The sequence below is a fragment of the Acinetobacter sp. WCHA29 genome (genome assembly GCF_002165335.1).
In the GTDB taxonomy this organism is placed as follows: Bacteria; Pseudomonadota; Gammaproteobacteria; order Pseudomonadales; family Moraxellaceae; genus Acinetobacter.
This window is the reverse complement of sequence record NZ_NHRQ01000003.1, coordinates 37,112-55,303: the sequence shown is the minus strand read 5'-3', so window position 1 is coordinate 55,303 and position 18,192 is coordinate 37,112. Positions and strand designations below refer to the sequence as shown.

The 18,192-nt window shown below is 40.1% G+C and carries 19 protein-coding genes; 10 read left to right on the top strand and 9 right to left on the bottom strand.

The annotated features are described in order from the left end of the window. Positions 1-338 precede the first annotated feature (338 nt). The 3 genes from asd to pncB all read right to left on the bottom strand — a co-directional run bounded on the left by asd (position 339) and on the right by pncB (position 3,342). Positions 339-1,190: an archaetidylserine decarboxylase gene (gene asd / locus CDG59_RS03030; protein WP_087543536.1), complete on the bottom strand. Its 852-nt coding sequence runs from the start codon at positions 1,188-1,190 to the stop codon at positions 339-341. Further along, positions 1,187-2,035, bottom strand: a complete 849-nt coding sequence (locus CDG59_RS03025; RefSeq protein WP_087543534.1) for a sulfurtransferase — start codon at positions 2,033-2,035, stop codon at positions 1,187-1,189. Before CDG59_RS03025 ends, asd begins: the two co-directional genes overlap by 4 nt. A gap of 101 nt (positions 2,036-2,136) precedes the next feature. Then, positions 2,137-3,342: a nicotinate phosphoribosyltransferase gene (gene pncB, locus CDG59_RS03020; RefSeq protein WP_087543533.1), complete on the bottom strand. Its 1,206-nt coding sequence runs from the start codon at positions 3,340-3,342 to the stop codon at positions 2,137-2,139. 151 nt (positions 3,343-3,493) lie between these two features. Between pncB and dtd the strand changes: the two genes are divergently transcribed. Continuing rightward, entirely contained in the window at positions 3,494-3,934 is a 441-nt protein-coding gene (gene dtd / locus CDG59_RS03015; RefSeq protein ID WP_087543531.1) for a D-aminoacyl-tRNA deacylase, read from the top strand. A gap of 47 nt (positions 3,935-3,981) precedes the next feature. Here dtd and CDG59_RS03010 read toward each other — a convergent pair whose 3' ends face one another. From CDG59_RS03010 to serB, 3 genes are all read right to left on the bottom strand, one after another. After that, positions 3,982-4,461 (bottom strand): hypothetical protein, encoded by a 480-nt coding sequence (locus CDG59_RS03010; protein ID WP_004659770.1) that lies wholly within the window; start codon positions 4,459-4,461, stop codon positions 3,982-3,984. A 148-nt stretch (positions 4,462-4,609) separates the two neighbouring features. Further along, positions 4,610-4,945 carry a ciprofloxacin tolerance protein AciT gene (gene aciT, locus CDG59_RS03005; RefSeq protein ID WP_005157022.1) on the bottom strand — a complete coding sequence of 112 codons (336 nt, stop codon included), beginning with the start codon at positions 4,943-4,945 and terminating at the stop codon, positions 4,610-4,612. 426 nt (positions 4,946-5,371) lie between these two features. Next, positions 5,372-6,592 carry a phosphoserine phosphatase SerB gene (gene serB / locus CDG59_RS03000; RefSeq protein ID WP_004659767.1) on the bottom strand — a complete coding sequence of 407 codons (1,221 nt, stop codon included), beginning with the start codon at positions 6,590-6,592 and terminating at the stop codon, positions 5,372-5,374. Positions 6,593-6,689: 97 nt separating this feature from the next. Here serB and CDG59_RS02995 point away from each other — a divergent pair, with 97 nt between their 5' ends. The 8 genes from CDG59_RS02995 (at position 6,690) to glmS (ending at position 14,906) form a co-directional block, all read left to right on the top strand. Beyond that, a complete protein-coding gene (locus tag CDG59_RS02995) occupies positions 6,690-7,970 on the top strand; it encodes a hypothetical protein (RefSeq protein ID WP_087543529.1) in 1,281 nt (426 codons plus the stop codon). 210 nt (positions 7,971-8,180) lie between these two features. Beyond that, positions 8,181-9,302 (top strand): bifunctional 3,4-dihydroxy-2-butanone-4-phosphate synthase/GTP cyclohydrolase II, encoded by a 1,122-nt coding sequence (gene ribBA / locus CDG59_RS02990; RefSeq protein WP_087543527.1) that lies wholly within the window; start codon positions 8,181-8,183, stop codon positions 9,300-9,302. Positions 9,303-9,313: 11 nt separating this feature from the next. After that, the gene (gene ribE / locus CDG59_RS02985; RefSeq protein WP_004659764.1) at positions 9,314-9,784 is read left to right on the top strand and encodes a 6,7-dimethyl-8-ribityllumazine synthase; all 471 of its coding nucleotides are present in this window, start codon (positions 9,314-9,316) and stop codon (positions 9,782-9,784) included. 3 nt (positions 9,785-9,787) lie between these two features. Continuing rightward, positions 9,788-10,237, top strand: a complete 450-nt coding sequence (nusB, locus tag CDG59_RS02980; protein ID WP_004659763.1) for a transcription antitermination factor NusB — start codon at positions 9,788-9,790, stop codon at positions 10,235-10,237. A gap of 15 nt (positions 10,238-10,252) precedes the next feature. Next, complete coding sequence (gene thiL / locus CDG59_RS02975) at positions 10,253-11,170, top strand: thiamine-phosphate kinase (protein WP_087543525.1); 918 nt, start codon at positions 10,253-10,255, stop codon at positions 11,168-11,170. After that, positions 11,148-11,669, top strand: coding sequence for a phosphatidylglycerophosphatase A (locus tag CDG59_RS02970; RefSeq protein ID WP_087543523.1), 522 nt, complete (start codon positions 11,148-11,150; stop codon positions 11,667-11,669). Before thiL ends, CDG59_RS02970 begins: the two co-directional genes overlap by 23 nt. A gap of 21 nt (positions 11,670-11,690) precedes the next feature. After that, the gene (gene glmU, locus CDG59_RS02965) at positions 11,691-13,055 is read left to right on the top strand and encodes a bifunctional UDP-N-acetylglucosamine diphosphorylase/glucosamine-1-phosphate N-acetyltransferase GlmU (RefSeq protein ID WP_087543521.1); all 1,365 of its coding nucleotides are present in this window, start codon (positions 11,691-11,693) and stop codon (positions 13,053-13,055) included. A gap of 12 nt (positions 13,056-13,067) precedes the next feature. Then, positions 13,068-14,906, top strand: a complete 1,839-nt coding sequence (gene glmS, locus CDG59_RS02960; protein ID WP_087543519.1) for a glutamine--fructose-6-phosphate transaminase (isomerizing) — start codon at positions 13,068-13,070, stop codon at positions 14,904-14,906. 60 nt (positions 14,907-14,966) lie between these two features. On the opposite strand, the gene CDG59_RS02955 is transcribed toward glmS, so the two are convergent. The 3 genes from CDG59_RS02955 to pncA all read right to left on the bottom strand — a co-directional run bounded on the left by CDG59_RS02955 (position 14,967) and on the right by pncA (position 17,008). Continuing rightward, complete coding sequence (locus CDG59_RS02955; protein ID WP_087543517.1) at positions 14,967-15,605, bottom strand: YitT family protein; 639 nt, start codon at positions 15,603-15,605, stop codon at positions 14,967-14,969. Positions 15,606-15,819: 214 nt separating this feature from the next. Then, positions 15,820-16,284, bottom strand: coding sequence for an Lrp/AsnC family transcriptional regulator (locus CDG59_RS02950; RefSeq protein ID WP_087537270.1), 465 nt, complete (start codon positions 16,282-16,284; stop codon positions 15,820-15,822). A gap of 91 nt (positions 16,285-16,375) precedes the next feature. Then, positions 16,376-17,008 (bottom strand): bifunctional nicotinamidase/pyrazinamidase, encoded by a 633-nt coding sequence (pncA, locus tag CDG59_RS02945; protein WP_087543515.1) that lies wholly within the window; start codon positions 17,006-17,008, stop codon positions 16,376-16,378. A 290-nt stretch (positions 17,009-17,298) separates the two neighbouring features. Between pncA and dapA the strand changes: the two genes are divergently transcribed. Next, positions 17,299-18,192 (top strand): 4-hydroxy-tetrahydrodipicolinate synthase, encoded by an 894-nt coding sequence (dapA, locus tag CDG59_RS02940; protein ID WP_087543514.1) that lies wholly within the window; start codon positions 17,299-17,301, stop codon positions 18,190-18,192.

The following is an 18,192-nucleotide window of genomic DNA, read 5'->3' as shown; positions in this document are numbered from 1 at the left end:
TCTACACGTATTTTATAGAAAAAATTCTGTTCTTTATGAGTTCTAGCCTGAATTATTATTCCATTGGATAGGATAGCTTTAGCAGCATCCAAATCTGTTTTATATTTATATATATCAATACTTTATTTATTTTCCCACCATGAAATTAAATCTTCAAGATCGTTAAAATCGCTGTACCAAAGAACTTCTATTGCCCCTTCATCAACCCATACAGGTATTATTAATGACATTCTGAGTACCTATTATTTATTTTCTCTAAAAATTAACATAATACGCCTTATGCGAAATACGTAAAACAAAAAGCCCCTATCTATAGGGGCTTTTTATAATTTTATCGATTAAATCGAATGACCTAAACGCTCACCCATCACCACAGTCGAGTTCGCTTTAAACTGCTCTTCCCATACCATTTTATCTTTTTCAAATAAAACCACAGCAGTAGAACCTAAGTAGAAACGACCTAACTCAGCACCTTTATCTAACTGCATTTGATGATGCTGTAATTCAACTTTACCTGAAGGTTTTACCTTACCTGTCGCAACAGTTTCAATCCCAGCCACAATCATCGCACCAACTAAAACCACCGCCATACGACCAAGTTCTGTATCAAACAAACATACCATACGCTCGTTACGTGCAAACAAACCTGGTACATTTTCAGCTGTAGTTTGGTTGACTGAGAACAACTCACCTGGAATATATAACGTTTCAGTCAACGTGCCCGCCAATGGCATATGTACACGATGATAATCTTTCGGTGACAAATAAACCGTTGCAAACTGACCATCAATAAATGGTTTTGCCAGTTGTGGATCGCCAATTAATTTCTCAACAGAAAAGCTTTGACCTTTGGCCTGAAAAATGTCACCTGCTTCAATTTTACCCAACTGTGAAATCGCACCATCCGCAGGGCAAACAATACTATCCGCTTGTTCATCTACACCACGCACGCCATCTTTAAGCGCACGAGTAAAAAATTCATTAAATGATTTATATTGATTTGGATTCGTTTGTTCGGCAATGCTCATATCAATGCCGTATTTTGCTTTGAACGCTTGAATCACAGCAGTTTTCACCAAAACGTTTTCACTTGCTGCAACTTTGCCAATAACACGGCTCAGTTGATGTTGCGGTACTAAATTTTGTGCTTTGATAAAAAGTTGTTTTTTTAAATCTGCTGAAAAACTCAAGACGGTGACTCCCCTGAAATAATAGGACTATCGAGGCGATTGCCCCATTCACTCCACGCACCATCGTAGGCTCTGACTTGCCAATTGAGCAATCTAGCCAATATATACGCCAAACCCGAACGATGATGTGACTGACAATACACCACCACAGGTTGTTGTAAATTAAAGCCTAATTGTTCTAAACGTTGTTGAGTGCGTTCAAGCGGGTGTAATTTTAGATGATTTTCACGGTTTAGGGCAGTACTCCATTCAAAATGCAATGCATTTGGGATGTGACCACCGCGTCGCGCAGCTAAACGTAGTCCAGTATATTCTTCATTAGTGCGGCAATCCCAGAGCTGAATATTCTGTTGTTGAACCTGCTGAAGCAATTCATTGTATTCAACTCGATACTGTTGCACGCTATTCAAATTAACTTGCACAAGCTCGCTCACAGGGATGACTTTATCTATATCTGCTGTGGTTGGTAAGCCTGCCCCCAGCCAAGCATGAATCCCACCATTAATCAAACTGGTGCGGTTAAAACCAAGACAATGTAAATTCCAGATTAAACGCCCTGCCCACGCCCCACCTTCATCGTCATAAACGACAATATGATGTTGAGATGAAATATTTAATTTTTCGATGAGAGCTTGTAAACCTGCTAGATCAGGTAATACCCCAGTGGCTTGTTCATGCTGTGCAACCAAGAATTTAGGCTGTAAATGAATGGCATGAGGAATATGCAATTGTTCATAAACCGATGCTCGGCTTAAATCAACGACACGAATCAGCTCATGTCCTAAATAAGGTATAAGTTCTTCAGGCTCAATCAGTAAACCCAGTTTAAAATCTACATCAGTCATTTTTATGCTATTTTCTATCCGCATTGAATCAATTTTAACATAGCCGACTTTTTATCTTTGTCTGATTTTTTGCATTCAATTAGCAGAAAATCAGCTATAGATTAGCTGACCTCTTCGATCTCAAACACCTGTCTTAAATATGCAAGGAAAGTTTCATTGTCAGTCATGGTTTTGCCCGAACTATCGGAAATTTTTGCCACCGATTGACCATTACACTCCACTAACTTCAATACAATATTCAGAGGCTTTTGCCCCATATCATTGGTCAGATTTGTCCCAATGCCAAAACTGACTTGAAAACGATCTTTAAAATATTGATGCAATAACCATGCTTTTTCTAAATTGAGACCATCACTAAAGGTCAGCATTTTAGTCTTGGTATCAATCTTTAATTTGCGGTAGTGCGCATAAGCCTTGTCCCCCCATGCATAAGGATCGCCACTGTCATGACGTAAGCCATCAAACAGCTTGGCAAAATACAGGTCAAAATCACGCAGGAACGCATCCATTCCAACCACATCGGTCAAAGCAATGCCTAAATCGCCACGATATTCTTGTACCCATGCTTCTAGAGCCGCTTTTTGAAAATTACGTAATCGGACATCTAAAGCTTGAAACGCTTGTAAAAACTCATGTGCCATCGTCCCGATTGGGCTAATACCCAGCTCTTTAGCAAGTAGAACATTACTGGTTCCACGAAACACTTGCGGTGCAGCCTCATGAAACGCCTGCACTACATGCTTTTGCCAGTCAAAACTATAACGGCGGCGAGTACCAAAATCCGAAACTAAAAATGGTGGATCACTCTCTTTTTGTTCTTTTGCATATTGTTCTAACTGAAGTAATTTCTGTTGTAAGCGACGCTCACCTTCCGCCAATACCTCATCGTTACGGATACGTCGGAAATACAACTCATTGACGATCGCCAATACAAAAATCTCAAACATCATGGCCTGAACCATCGGCCCTTCAATCCGAATATCCAACCGACCCGATTCATCAATACTGGCTTGGATAAAACGTCTTTTTAACTGGAATAATTCAAGGTAATCAACAAAATCACTTTTAATGAAACGTAAAGAACGAAGATATTGCAACTCATCTTCAGCAAAACGCAATTCACAGAGTAAATCAAGCTGATGATTTAGATCTTCTAGAATCTCAACCAAAGGATAAACCGTATCTTCTAAGTTTCGACAGCGAAATAAATACACGCTATGCGTCTGTGGAAATTGATGCAGCACCACTTGTAGCATGGTGAATTTATACAGGTCGGTGTCGAGTAAAGATTGAATAATGGCAGACATAGCGGATGGTTATAACCGATTCTTTTGCATAATAGCTATTGTTATACAATCAATTGACTCTTATTGAATAGTAGACTTTTGCTGCACAACTCATTTTTATATGCGGTGTCTGTTACACTGCCTCACTCTATTTCACCTATTTTTTAATCTTATGCGCGCATTAATTCAACGAGTTCTACAAGCTAAAGTCGTGGTTGAGGGCCAAACCACTGGCGAAATTCAGCACGGCTTACTCGTATTCTTAGGTCTAGGTAAAAGCGATACTTTAGAGCAAGGACAAAAGCTCATTGATAAGATTCTAAAATATCGAATATTTGATGATGAACAAGGCAAAATGGGGTGGAATCTAAGCCAAGCTCAGGGTGGACTCTTATTGGTTTCACAATTTACTTTGATGGCGCAAACACAAAAAGGCTTACGCCCTGACTTTGGACCTGCCATGCCGCCAGCCGAAGCGAAAGCTTTGTATGAGCAATTGGTTGAGTATGCACGTCAACAATTTGCTCATGTCCAAACAGGTATTTTTGCTGCTGATATGAAAGTTCATTTAATTAATGATGGGCCTGTGACTTTTAATTTAGAAATTGAATAAATGAGACATAAAAAAACTCCCTTTTAGGGAGTTTTTTTCAGGTTGGTTTATTTACCTGTTTTTTCTTTAATAAATGCACGTGCTTGGCGAATTTTTTCTTTTACTGGTTTTGGCACTTTCGGTGGAATCAATTTAGCTGCTTGGTTAAACCAAACTAACAAGCTGAAGTCACCTTCCATTTTAATGCTGCCATCTTGCATACCTGTCATAAATGCAGTTGGATCACCCTTCACCAAAGTTTTTACGCCTTGCTCACTTGAAGCAAATTGCAAAATAAAATCAGCTTTTTCAGGACTACCCGCAACCGTATCAATTTTGCCACGGTTCACAATAATCTGACGTGCCAAACCTAAATCTGTACCAATTTGAATACGAAATTCACGATCATGGACCAATTCAATAAACTTTGGGCTCGTACGTGCCAATTGCTTCATACGTAACGCCAAACCTGCCACTAATAGATCAAGTGGGTCAGTGCTTACATCAACGATCGGTAACTGAATCACAGGTAAAGAAGAAAGCTTCATGACATTTATGCCTACAGTATAATGATGAAAATTAAGACAACCGTATCCTAGCACAATTGTCGATAGGTCTGTAAAAGCTTTGTTGCAGAAAGTTAGCACAAAAAAGGCATGCTGAGCATGCCTTTGATGTAGTTCAAATTATTATAAATTATCGGCTAGAACATTGTTGTTGGTCGTCCTTATAGACTGGCGTATGTTCAATATACTGACGTTTCGCCAATTGCTTTTGTGTTTGTTTGTCTTCACGTAAAAGTATGAATGTAACCGTTACCATCGCAAGGCTTAAGGCTGTCAAATAACTATAGGCGACCGACATTTCGAACATGGTTTGCATACCAAAGCGCACCGCTTCTAATAATCCCCAACTCAACATACCCGCTAGCATAAAGCCTAACCAACGACGATAAGGAGAAAAGAAAACAGCAATAACTGCGACAGCGATTAAGCCAAATCCAACCCACATGGTGAAATTCGCTGCTTCCATAGAAACCTCCGTCTTTAAAAGGTGGTTTGGATCGTGTCCAAACCTCATATTTGTTCTGTAATCTCTAAACAATATTCAGTGTTGCATTAACGTCTTTATGCATTATGGAGGGTTTTTTATAGAAAAAAAGAGCTTGAAATTAACCATACGACACAAGGTGTCGCAATATGCTTTTGTCATTACATTTTTTAAAATTACAAAAGTCTCAAAGTGCTATATAGCATCAATTACGGCGTGTCATTACAAAAAAATATCGATCTTTTTAATCATTCAGAAACTTTTTTCAGAATTTTTTTATTGTTGTTTTTCTATACATTTAGACATAAATATGACGGAATTGTGACGTATTTAAAATAAAAAATGCCGCTTGAAAAACGGCATTGGATAAAGCTCAAACAATTTGGGCATTTTTAGAACAATCCGTCTTTAAGCACGGTTCAGGTCCTTGTCATGCATTCCCAGCAAGTACAGGACACCATCCAGACCGACACTTGAAATTGCCTGATTGGCATTTTGACGCACCAGTGGTTTAGCGCGGAACGCCACGCCTAAACCTGCGATTGATAGCATTGGTAGATCATTAGCACCATCACCAACAGCCATCGCCTGCTCTAATGAGATTCCCATTTTGTCTGCCAATTGACGCAATAATTCAGCCTTACGTGCGCCATCCACGATCGCACCTTTGACTTCACCTGTCACCAACCCGTCTTGTACATCTAAAATATTGGCATGTACCTCATCAATACCGAGCTTTGCTTGTAAATATTCAGCAAAATACTGGAAACCACCCGATAAGATTGCCGTTTTATATCCCAATGCTTTCAGAGTCGAGATTAAACGTTCCGCCCCTTCCGTCACGGTTAAACGTTCTGCAATTTTAGGTAATACAGAAGCATCCAAGCCTTTTAATAATGCAACACGTGCACGAAAACTTTGTTGGAAATCGAGTTCACCTTGCATGGCACGCTCAGTAATTTCAGCGACCTGTTCACCGACACCTGCTTCTAGCGCCAACTCATCAATCACCTCTTGTTCAATCAAGGTTGAGTCCATATCGAAACAAACCAAACGACGATTACGCCGGTAAGCATTATCTTCTTGTACCGCCACATCAATATTCAGTTCACCTGACAAACTCAAACATGCAGCTCGCATCGCTTGTGCATCCAACATTTGTCCACTTAAACCAAACTGAACACAGGCACGACGTGGAAATTGGCTTTCTGCATCGAGATCTAAACGACCAGATAAGCGTGTTACTGTTTCAATATTGAAGCCCTGACTCGATACAATTTTAGTGACTGCCTGCAAATGCGCAGCGGTAAGCTCTGGTGCAAGTGCCGTCACGATATAACGGGTACGCCCACCTTCACTCACCCATTGATCATATTCTGCGTTGGAGATTGGTTTAAATCGCACAGTTAAGCCAATATCATGTGCTAAAATCAAAATCTCTTTCATTGCTAATGCTGTTGCAGTCTCATTATCCGAAGCAACAACAATTCCTAAAGTGAGTTGATTATGGATAACAGCCTGACCCACATCGAGTATTTGCAAAGAATGCACGGAAAGTACCTGCATTAATCGAGTAAACTGATTCGGTTGATCTGGTCCTAAAAAGGATATAAGAATGATTTCACGCATGAATTGACTCGTGTTTGAGCGACAACTATTGTATGTAAGAATCATAACATAACCTGACCTGAATCTATTTGACTCTTATTTATCTTGGAAGTTTAACTTGAATGCGCCACGCCAAGGGCTATTTGCTAGCCTGCTGATCGTAAGTTTTGCACTGCATACCTTTTTACTGGTGATTGCAACGACACATCAACTCAATGAAAACCGCACCAGTCAGGGACAACTGATGACCAGTCAGCTTGTGGCAGATAGCCTTTCAGAACTGGAACCTGCCAACACGGTCTCATTGGCACTGGTGGCCAACCGTTATGCAACCAACCCAAGTGTCGCATCCATTCGTATCCTCGATGCCAATAAACAAGTCCTTGCAACCAGTGGTATGGCAAAGACGCGTCAAGGTGAAGTCTTTGTTCGAGATGCGCTACAAAATGAAAAGAAAGTTGGAACGGTTGAAATTACGCTTATCCAACCAAGTATTGGTGAAATCTTACGCACGCAGTGGCTGGCGATTTTGGCATCTTTATTTATTCATGGGTTGATCTGGTTGGCGTATCGTGCCATTGCACGTCCAACACGTAGTGAATATTTAGCTCGTATTAACCAAGAAAATCATCTTAAACATGAAATTCAACGTTTAACTCAGGCTCTCGCACTTGAGAAGCAAAATACGGTCACGTTAGTTGCACAAGCACAGCAACAGGCAAAAGCTCAACCAAAATCACGTATTGAAAAAGCTTCAACAACAGATCAACAAGTCAATTTAGATCATCAAACCGTCGCACTGAATATCCAGTTTTATGATCCAAAACAACTGTTGAGCAGTGTCAACCAATCCGTTTCTGTGCCTTATTTTAAACTCTGTCAATTATTCTTGGATAAAAGCATTGATCTCTGTGCGAAGCATTACCAACTCGACGCTGCACAAATGAACGTCGTTCAAGAATTTAATGCTGAAGGCGCAACCTTGTCGACGACATCAGAACATCCCCATGCATTAGAATGTCTGATGATGATTGGTGCTGTTTTCCAGTTATTGGCAGATGTTTTATATAAGCGTTATCGTGAAGATAAACGTTTTGCACTACAAACACGCGGTGCTGTGGCTAGTGCTGTAGAAGCGATGCAACTAGATGCGATTGAGGCAGCCAAGCGCTTAACTCAACACTTACATGCCAAGGAAGCAGCTTTACACCTCAATCATGAGCAACTCAAAACGGTTCAAAACAGTTATGAATTAGTTGTGATGCCAAATCCGAGTAGTATTATGACTCGTCATGCCTTTATGATTAATGGGATGAATGAGCAATGTGCCACCGTAGCACAAAACCTGCGCACTGAAATTTTGATGGGTAAAAAAGTAAAAGCCCCGACTGAATCTTAGCTCGATCGAATGTATCGATTCAAATTCAAAATGCAACGCTCCCTTACAGAGCTATAAATGCCCATTAGGATAAAGCGTTGCTTTATTATTTGCTTGATTCACTTTTTTAATTGATAAAGAAGCACAGGCGAAATTTATTAAAATACGGTAAACTACACCAGATTTATCGAATACTAGTGCCCTAAAAGGCAGCATAAAAGGTGAAAGCGAATGCCGCTGAGTCGTGTTGAAGAGCTTGTCGCAGATATTCGTGCAGGCAAAATGGTCATCCTAATGGATGATGAAGATCGTGAAAATGAAGGTGACTTAGTCATCGCTGCAACGCATGTTCGCCCTGAAGATATTAACTTCATGATTACGCATGCGCGCGGCCTAGTTTGCCTAACTTTGAGCCGTGATCGCTGTAAACAGCTTAATTTACCATTAATGGTAGATCAAAACGGTGCACAACATGCCACTAACTTCACGCTGTCGATTGAAGCAGCTGAAGGGATCAGTACCGGTATCTCCGCTGCTGAACGCGCGCATACAATTCGCACCGCAGTTGCAGCACATGCTAAACCAAGCGATATCGTTCAACCTGGTCATATTTTTCCATTGATGGCTCAACCAGGCGGTGTATTGCACCGTGCAGGTCATACGGAAGCAGGGTGCGACCTCACCCGTTTAGCAGGTCTAGAGCCTGCCTCTGTTATCTGTGAAATTATTAATGAAGACGGTACCATGGCACGCCGTCCAGACTTAGAAGTTTTTGCAGAAAAACATGGTTTAAAAATCGGTACAATTGCGGATCTGATCCATTACCGCATGACCAATGAACAAACTGTTGAACGTTTGTCTCAAGAAACCATTGATACTGAATACGGTACATTTGAACTGTATAAATATCGTGAAATTGGTAATCCAGATATCCATTTAGCTTTAGTAAAAGGCGAACCGAAACAAGGCGTGACCACTGTTCGTGTCCATGGTTTCAACCCTGTTCGTGATCTTTTAAAGCTTAATAAAGCCGATGGTTCTCCAGCATGGAATCTTGATCTTGCAATGAAAACGATTGCTGCAAGTGACCGTGGTGTATTGGTTTGGATTGGACAAGATCACTTGGAAGATTTAGGTCATGCCATTCATCATTTGAACCAACCAAAACCACTGAAATCAAATGCAGCTCTATCGCAGCAATATCAAACAATTGGTGTCGGTGCACAGATTCTACGTGATCTTGGTGTTGAGAAAATGAAGTTGTTGAGTTCTCCACTTCGTTTCAATGCTTTATCAGGATTTCATTTAGAGGTAGTGGAATATATCACTGCCGATCAAATCACAGCAAAATAATCGAGGTTGCTATGGCAATTCGCCGAATTGAAGGTTTATTACATCTCGCAAGCGAAGGTCGTTATGCGATCTTAGTAGGACGTTTCAACAGCTTCGTAGTTGAACATTTACTTGAAGGCGCGATCGACACTTTAAAACGTCATGGCGTTTCAGAAGATGCGATTACTGTTATTCACGCACCAGGTGCGTGGGAACTTCCTATCGTTGCAAAAAAATTAGCGGCTTCAAACAAATTTGATGCCATCATTGCACTCGGTGCAGTGATCCGTGGTAGTACACCACATTTTGATTTTGTTGCAGGTGAATGTGCGAAAGGTTTAGGTGTAGTTGCACTTGAAAGCACAATGCCTGTGATCAATGGTGTCTTAACCACAGACAGCATTGAACAGGCAATCGAACGTTCAGGTACGAAAGCAGGAAACAAAGGTAGCGAAGCTGCATTGACTGCAATCGAAATGGTTAACTTATTAAAGGCAATTTAAAGCATGTCGCAAACACTTCAGGCCGCTTATGCAGCGAAACGCAAAGCACGTCGTTTTGCTGTACAAGGGATTTATGAATGGCAAATGAGTCATAACCCTGTCCATGAAATTGAAGCACGTACACGTGTAGAAAATGCGATGCACAAAGTTGACCTTAACTATTACCATGAATTACTCACTCAAGTGGTTGCTCAACATGAAGCTTTAGATGAGTTACTCATCCCTGTACTTGATCGTGAGTTAACTGCACTAGATGGTGTAGAACTTGCAACCTTACGACTTGGTGCTTATGAATTACGAGATCATCTCGAAGTTCCATACCGCGTTGTACTTGATGAAGCAATTGAGCTAGCAAAACACTTTGGTGGTGCAGACAGCCATAAATACATCAATGGTGTATTAGACCGTCTTTCATCAAAGCTTCGTGAAGCTGAAAAACAACAAGCAAAATAATAGGCTTGATGTTGCATGGCTGAGTTTTCAATTATTGAGCGGTACTTTAAACGTACATCAAAATCTGATGTCAGTTTAGGTATCGGTGATGACTCAGCCATTGTTACCCCTCCTCCCTCACAACAACTGGTGATCTGTGCAGATACATTGGTTGCTGGTCGACATTTTCCCTTAGATACCTCTGCCCATGCCATTGGCTGGAAAAGTGTCGCGGTCAATTTATCTGATCTCGCCGCCATGGGTGCAAAACCCCATAGTATTTTACTCGCACTCAGCCTCCCTACCGTTGATCATGACTGGTTGGCTGGATTTAGTCAGGGTCTTTTTGATTGTTGCGATCAATTTGGTGTTAGCCTAATCGGTGGCGATACCACTCAAAGTACCCAACTCACTATAAGTGTCACCGCTTTAGGCTGGATTAAACAAGGTCAAGCCATCACGCGTGCTGGTGCACAAGTCGGCGACTATGTCTGTATTAGTGGACAGATTGGTGATGCCGCGTTTGGATTACAACACTTAGGACATCCTCTACAACAACGCTTAGATTATCCAACACCTCGTTGTAATTTGGGGCAACAGCTAAAAGGTTTAGCCTCAAGTATGATTGATGTTTCAGATGGACTCGCACAAGATTTAGGACATATTCTGAACGCCTCAAAAGTAGGTGCAACATTACAGCTTGAGCAACTTCCGATAGATCAGTCACTAAAAGAATTAGATTTGAGACAAGCTTGGCATTATGCGCTTGCAGGTGGTGATGATTACGAATTATGTTTTACAATATCACCGCAAAATTTTGAAAAACTGTCGCGACAACAATTAGATGTTCCGCTTACAATAATCGGCAAAATTACCCAACAAACTGGATTGTTATTTGAGTATATGGGTGAAAATTGCCCACTACAAATTCATGGATACCAACATTTTGCATAAGCCTCCCATTCACTTCAAACAGATGACTTGGTTCGATCGCTGCATCGTTTTCTGCGGGGTTGGATTTGGTTCTGGTCTTAGTCCTAAAGCACCTGGAACATTTGGTTCTGCATTTGCATTGTTATTTACACCATTATGGTTATATCTCGGTTTTAATTTGAGTGTTTTAGCAATTCTTATCATGTCTTTGGTGGGCATATACATCTGTGGGCAAACAGCGAAAGTCATTCATGTACACGATGATGGTCGAATTGTGTGGGATGAATTTGCAGGACAATCTATTACGCTCCTACCCTTGCTCTATCTACAGCAATTAAATTGGTTATGGGTCATTGTCGGTTTTATTTTTTTCCGTATATTTGACATCTGGAAACCATTTCCGATTAGTTGGGCAGACCAAAAAGTTACTGGTGGTCTAGGGATTATGCTTGATGACATCATTGCAGGTCTTTGGGCTGCGCTTTGTATTTTTATTATTCTTTTTTATTTTTTGACTTAAGCCATTGAATTAGAGTTAGTTATGTCAACAACTGTTATTATTCTTGCAGCGGGGAAAGGAACGCGAATGCGTTCACAACTACCAAAAGTATTACAACCACTTGCAGGCCGCCCCCTCCTCGGTCACGTCATTCAAACGGCGAAAAAATTACATGCCCAAAATATTATTACGATTTATGGTCATGGTGGTGAACTCGTTAAGCAAAGCTTTGCTGCTGAACAAATAGAGTGGGTGGAACAAGCAGAACAGTTAGGAACAGGTCATGCTGTTCAAATGACTCTCCCTGTATTACCTCAAGATGGTATTTCTTTGATTCTATACGGTGATGTTCCACTCGTTCGCCAAAGTACGCTGGAGCAATTACTTGAAGCCTCTAGCCAATCTGGTATTGGTATGATCACCCTAAATGTTGAAAATCCAACAGGCTATGGTCGTATCGTTCGTCAAGCAGATAAAATTCAAGCGATTGTTGAGCATAAAGATGCCACTGACGAACAGCGTCTAATACAAGAAATTAATACTGGCATTTATTGTGTAAGTAATGCCAAATTGCATCAATGGTTGCCAAAGCTTTCGAACAACAATGTTCAAGGTGAATATTACCTTACGGATATCGTGGCAATGGCCGTTGCGGATGGCTTAGAAATTGCTTCAATTCAACCTGAGCTTGAATTTGAAGTTGAAGGTGTGAATGACCGCCTACAACTTGCAACTTTGGAACGTCAATTTCAGCAACAACAAGCAAAAGAATTGATGCAACAAGGCGTACATTTAATTGATCCAAATCGTTTTGACCTACGTGGAACTGTGAAATGTGGTCAAGATGTACAAATTGATATCAATGTCATTATTGAAGGTGATTGCGAATTAGGTGACAACGTTCAACTTGGCGCAGGCTGTATTTTAAAAAATACTCGTATTGCGGCAGGCACTAAAGTTCAAGCCTATAGCATTTTTGAGAATGCGATCGTTGGAGAAAACACTCAAATCGGTCCTTTCGCCCGTCTTCGCCCAGGAGCAAATCTTGCGAATGATGTGCATATTGGCAACTTCGTCGAAGTTAAAAATTCTAATATTGGTGTAGGCTCTAAAGCCAATCACTTTACTTATCTAGGTGATGCAGATATAGGTGCTGATTGTAATATTGGTGCAGGAACCATCACTTGTAATTATGATGGCGCAAATAAACATCGTACTGTGATTGAAGACAATGTATTTATTGGTACCAATAACTCATTGGTTGCACCAATTAAAATTGCTCAAGGTGCAACCACAGGTGCAGGCTCAACTTTAACTCGAGATGTGGCAGAGCATAGTTTAGCTGTTGAACGATCAAAACAGTTTGAAAAAGCAAATTATCAGCGCCCCCAAAAACTGAAAAAATAAGAGGATAAAATTATGTGTGGTATTGTTGGTGGCGTTGCTGAACGATGTGTAACTGATATTCTGATTGAAGGATTAAAACGTCTGGAATATCGCGGTTATGACTCTGCGGGTTTAGCGTTATTGAATAATCAACAAATCTTACGCGAACGTCGTGTAGGTAAAGTCGCAAATTTAGCTGAAGCAGTATCTGAGCAGCATTTGACTGGTAATGTAGGTATTGCACATACCCGTTGGGCAACCCATGGTAAACCAACTGAAAATAATGCTCATCCACATGTTTCAGGTGATGTCGCTGTTGTACATAACGGTATTATTGAAAACTATCAAGAGCTTAAAGATGAATTACAAGCGCTAGGTTATATCTTTACCTCACAAACAGATACTGAAGTTGTTGCTCATCTTGTCAACGATGCTTTAAAGCAAACTGATAGCTTACTTGAAGCTGTACAAGAAGTTATTCCTCGCCTAAAAGGCGCTTTTGCACTGGGTATTGTGCATACCGCACATCCTGATGAACTGATCACTGTGCGTGAAGGTTCACCATTGGTGATTGGTGTAGGTATTGGCGAGAACTTTATTAGTTCAGACCAATTGGCTTTATTACCTGTTACTAATCGCTTCGTTTATTTGGAAGAAGGCGATATTGCCCGCTTAACCCGTAACAGCATTGAAGTTTTTGTCAATGGAACCCGTGTTGAACGTCCAATCAAAGAATTGGATGCAACCGTCAGCAATGCATCAAAAGGCGAATATAAGCATTTCATGCTCAAAGAGATTTATGAGCAACCAGAAGCGATTCAACAAACGATTTCACAAGCATTGAATGGCAATAATTTGCGTGAAGATTTTCTTCAACATGCCAATGCGGATTTTGACAAAATTCAGCAAGTACAAATCATTGCCTGCGGTACCAGCTACCACGCAGGTATGATTGCAAAATACTGGTTCGAGCAATTGATTGGTGTACCTTGCCAAGTTGAGATTGCAAGTGAATTCCGTTATCGCACGCCTGTCATTGTTGCTCATACACTGTATATCTGTATTTCTCAGTCTGGAGAAACTGCGGATACCTTGGCTGCATTACGCGAAACACAAAAACGTGCTCAAGCTCAGAACATCGACATTAGTACCATGACCATTTGTAACGTTGCCACTTCATCAATGGTTCGCGAAACAGATCATCATTTACTCACGCTTGCAGGTCCTGAAATCGGTGTTGCCTCAACCAAAGCCTTTACCACTCAACTTGCAGCATTGATGTTGTTGATCTTAAAAATTGGTCAAGTTAAACAACGTCTTGCAGATGCTCAATTGAAGGAAATTACAGAAGCGCTATGGCATTGCCCGAAAGTAATTTTAGATACTTTACAAGGCAATACTGAGATTCTGCGTCTATCAGCACTTTTCGTTGAGAAAAACCACTGCTTGTTCTTAGGACGTGGCACACACTTCCCTATCGCTCTAGAAGGCGCATTGAAACTGAAAGAAATTTCATACATTCATGCTGAAGGATATGCGGCTGGCGAGTTGAAGCATGGTCCATTGGCTTTAGTAGACAATGAGATGCCTGTCGTGATCTTGGCTCCACAAGATGAAATGCTCGATAAGTTAAAATCGAATATGGAAGAAGTTCAAGCTCGTGGTGGGGAATTGTTTGTTTTTGCTGATGAAAACAGTGGTATTCATGGTAAAGATCGCCAACATGTCGTTCATGTTCCAGCTGTCAATGAATGGCTGGCACCAATTATTTACAGTATTCCTGTACAGTTGCTGTCCTACCATGTTGCAGTATTACGTGGTACTGATGTGGATCAGCCACGTAACCTTGCAAAAAGTGTAACGGTCGAATAATAAAAAAATGGAAGAAAGGTTCGCCTTTCTTCCATTTCTTTTTAGAAACTTTTAATCGTATTAAGCAATATAACGACTGCTTTTATGATTCAAAAGAATAATTGAATTTAAAATAACAGCCCCTAAAATTGAAATTAGAATCAATTTCCAATCTACGAAAAACAACGAAACTAATAAGATGGTAACATCAATTCCCATCTGTACTTTACCTGCTGGAATGTTAAAGCGTTCTTGTAAATATAGAACTAAGAGGTTGATGCCTCCTAAGCTTGAGCGATGGCGAAATAAAATCAGAAAGCTTACCCCCATCAACACATTCGCAAAAATCGCAGCATAAATTGGATTTACACTAGATAAATGAAAAAAATGAGGAATAATTTCGGTAAAACCAGCTAATAATCCAACGGCAATAAATGTCTTGACGACCAATGCCATGCCCATTTTTTTATAAGCAAAATAATAAAATGGAATATTGATCAGGAAAAATAAGATGCCAAACTTCAGGTCGGTAATATAGTGGATCAACAACGATAAGCCCGCTGTACCACCTGTCATAATCCCTGCTTGCTGCAATAAATTCATGGCAAACGATAAAATGAATGTACCAATTAACATGGCCAATCCATCTTCAATCTTAGAGTGTTGGTCAATCACGGGCATGACTGGACTGACCAAAGATATATTCTGATCGGTATTCATAAGGATACAACTCAATAGGAGAACAGCAGCAGGGAGAAAGATCTTTCAAAGAAAGACATGGTATATTTGATCATTTTTATTAAAATTTCGCAATTTATTCTTATATTTTTATCATAAATGCAATTTATAATCAAAATATCCTTTTTTGAATAATCTTTATGCAACAACGTCGAATGCTTCAGTTTGAACGGTATTCATCTAAGAGAAAGATTTTTTACTTAATCGCGATCCCATTTTCTTTTAATTTTTCCAGCACAATCGATGTATTTAAATTACTGACGCCAAAGTTACTAGATGACAAAATCCCAATCAATTTGACCATTTCATCTAAATTTTTCACTGCAACCTTCAGTGCAAAATCATAACTTCCTGTGAGTTTATGAATATCTTTCACCGCAGGTTCATTTAAAAGAAAGTCAACAAAGCGATCGTGTGTCGCATCATTGTAGTTTTGCAATTTCACTTCAATAATGCCCATGATCGGTGTTGGATCTGCGCTTAATGCGATTTGCGCATAGTAACCCGTAATAATTTTATTTTGTTCAAGCTGAATACGACGACGTGAACATTGAGAAGTTGATAATCCCACCAATTCTGCTAATTCTTGATTAGCTAATCTTCCATTCATTTGTAAATAATGAATAATTTTCTGATCAAAATCATCAAGTTCAACTGACATAAAATGCTCAATTCTGTCTGAAGTTAGAGTTTATCTGATATTGATTTATCAGTTTTATAAGTTTAACGCCTTTGGATCAAGCGGCTCAAGCTTATGACAAAATTGTAGTCGATTGAATACGCTCAATCCCTTGCTCTAACATTCTTTGCCATGCGCTTTGTAGTGAACCATCCAAATCAATCGCTTTACAGGCATCTTCAATGACATAAGTTTTAAAGCCCATCTGTGCAGCATCTAAGGCGGTCCACGCCACGCAAAAGTCTGTGGCAATCCCTACGATATATACTGTATCAATTTGATGTTCTGTTAAATAACCCTTTAAACCTGTTGGAGTTTTACGATCTGCTTCCATAAAAGCAGAATAACTATCAATATCGGCATGAAAGCCTTTACGAATTATCAGTTGTGCAGTTGGAACATCCAGATCAGGATGAAATTCCGCATCGTGAGTGCCTTGAACACAATGTTTCGGCCATAACACTTGGGTACCATACGGCAATTCAATGATTTCAAACGGTACTTTATTGTCGTGATTATCTGCAAAAGAAATATGTTGCTCAGGATGCCAGTCCTGTGTCAGTACGATATGCTCAAACTTTTTTGCAAGTTGATTAATAATCGGAATAATTTGATCTGCTTTTGCAACGGCCAAATTCCCCCCAGGAGTAAATCCATTTTGGACATCAACAACAATTAATGCGACATGATGAGTTTGTGTCTGCATAGCATGCTCCAGTTTTAAGCTTGTATTTTTACAATACCCTGCTGATTATGTTCTGGCTACTCATGTTTGCACTTTTACAAAAGATGAAAACGATTCAAGATAAAGATGAATTAAAGTTTTCCACAGTTTGACTAAAGCATATTGTTCTTATGCCTCCGATCAGTCATAATTTGCGTAATTGTCATTCAACCCGATCGAATTGTTGGATGACCAATCAAAATACTGCAACCATCCAATATTTCGTTTCAACTAATTCAATCTCGGATGGGAAAATAGGATAGTTTTTTAAAATGACTCAGCTAGCACAGAATATTCAAGGCTCAATTGTCGCAATCGTCACCCCTATGTTTGAAGATGGCAGCGTAGATTGGAAGAGTCTTGAGAAGCTCGTTGAGTGGCATATCCAACAAGGTACACATAGTATTGTTGCGGTCGGCACGACGGGCGAAGCGTCTACATTAAGCATGGAAGAACACACACAAGTCATCAAAGAAGTGATTCGTGTAGCCAACAAACGTATTCCAATTATCGCAGGCACAGGTGCAAATTCAACGCGTGAAGCGATTGAATTGACTAAAGCTGCAAAAGAATTAGGTGCTGATGCAGCCTTACTCGTTACGCCATATTATAATAAACCAACACAAGAAGGCCTATATCAACACTACAAAGCAATTGCTGAAGCCGTTGATATTCCACAAATTCTTTATAATGTACCAGGTCGTACTGGTGTCGATATGCAAAACGAAACCGTTATTCGTCTTGCTGATGTTAAAAACATTGTTGGTATTAAAGATGCAACAGGCGATGTACCACGTGGTCAAGCCCTCATCGAAGGTTTAAATAATAAAATCGCTGTTTATTCAGGTGATGATGAAACTGCTTGGGAACTGATTTTACTGGGTGCAAAAGGTAATATCTCTGTAACAGCCAATGTTGCACCAAAGCAAATGAGCGAAATTTGTGAAGCTGCGTTAGCTAGAGATAAAGCAAAAGCACAAAGCTTGAATCAACAAATTGCAAATCTACACAATATTTTGTTTTGCGAATCAAACCCAATTCCTGTGAAATGGGCATTGCATGAGATGGGCTCAATTGGTACGGGTATTCGCCTACCATTAACCGCTCTAGCACAACAATATCGTGAACCGCTCCGCACAGATTTAAAAGCTGCGGGAATTATTTAA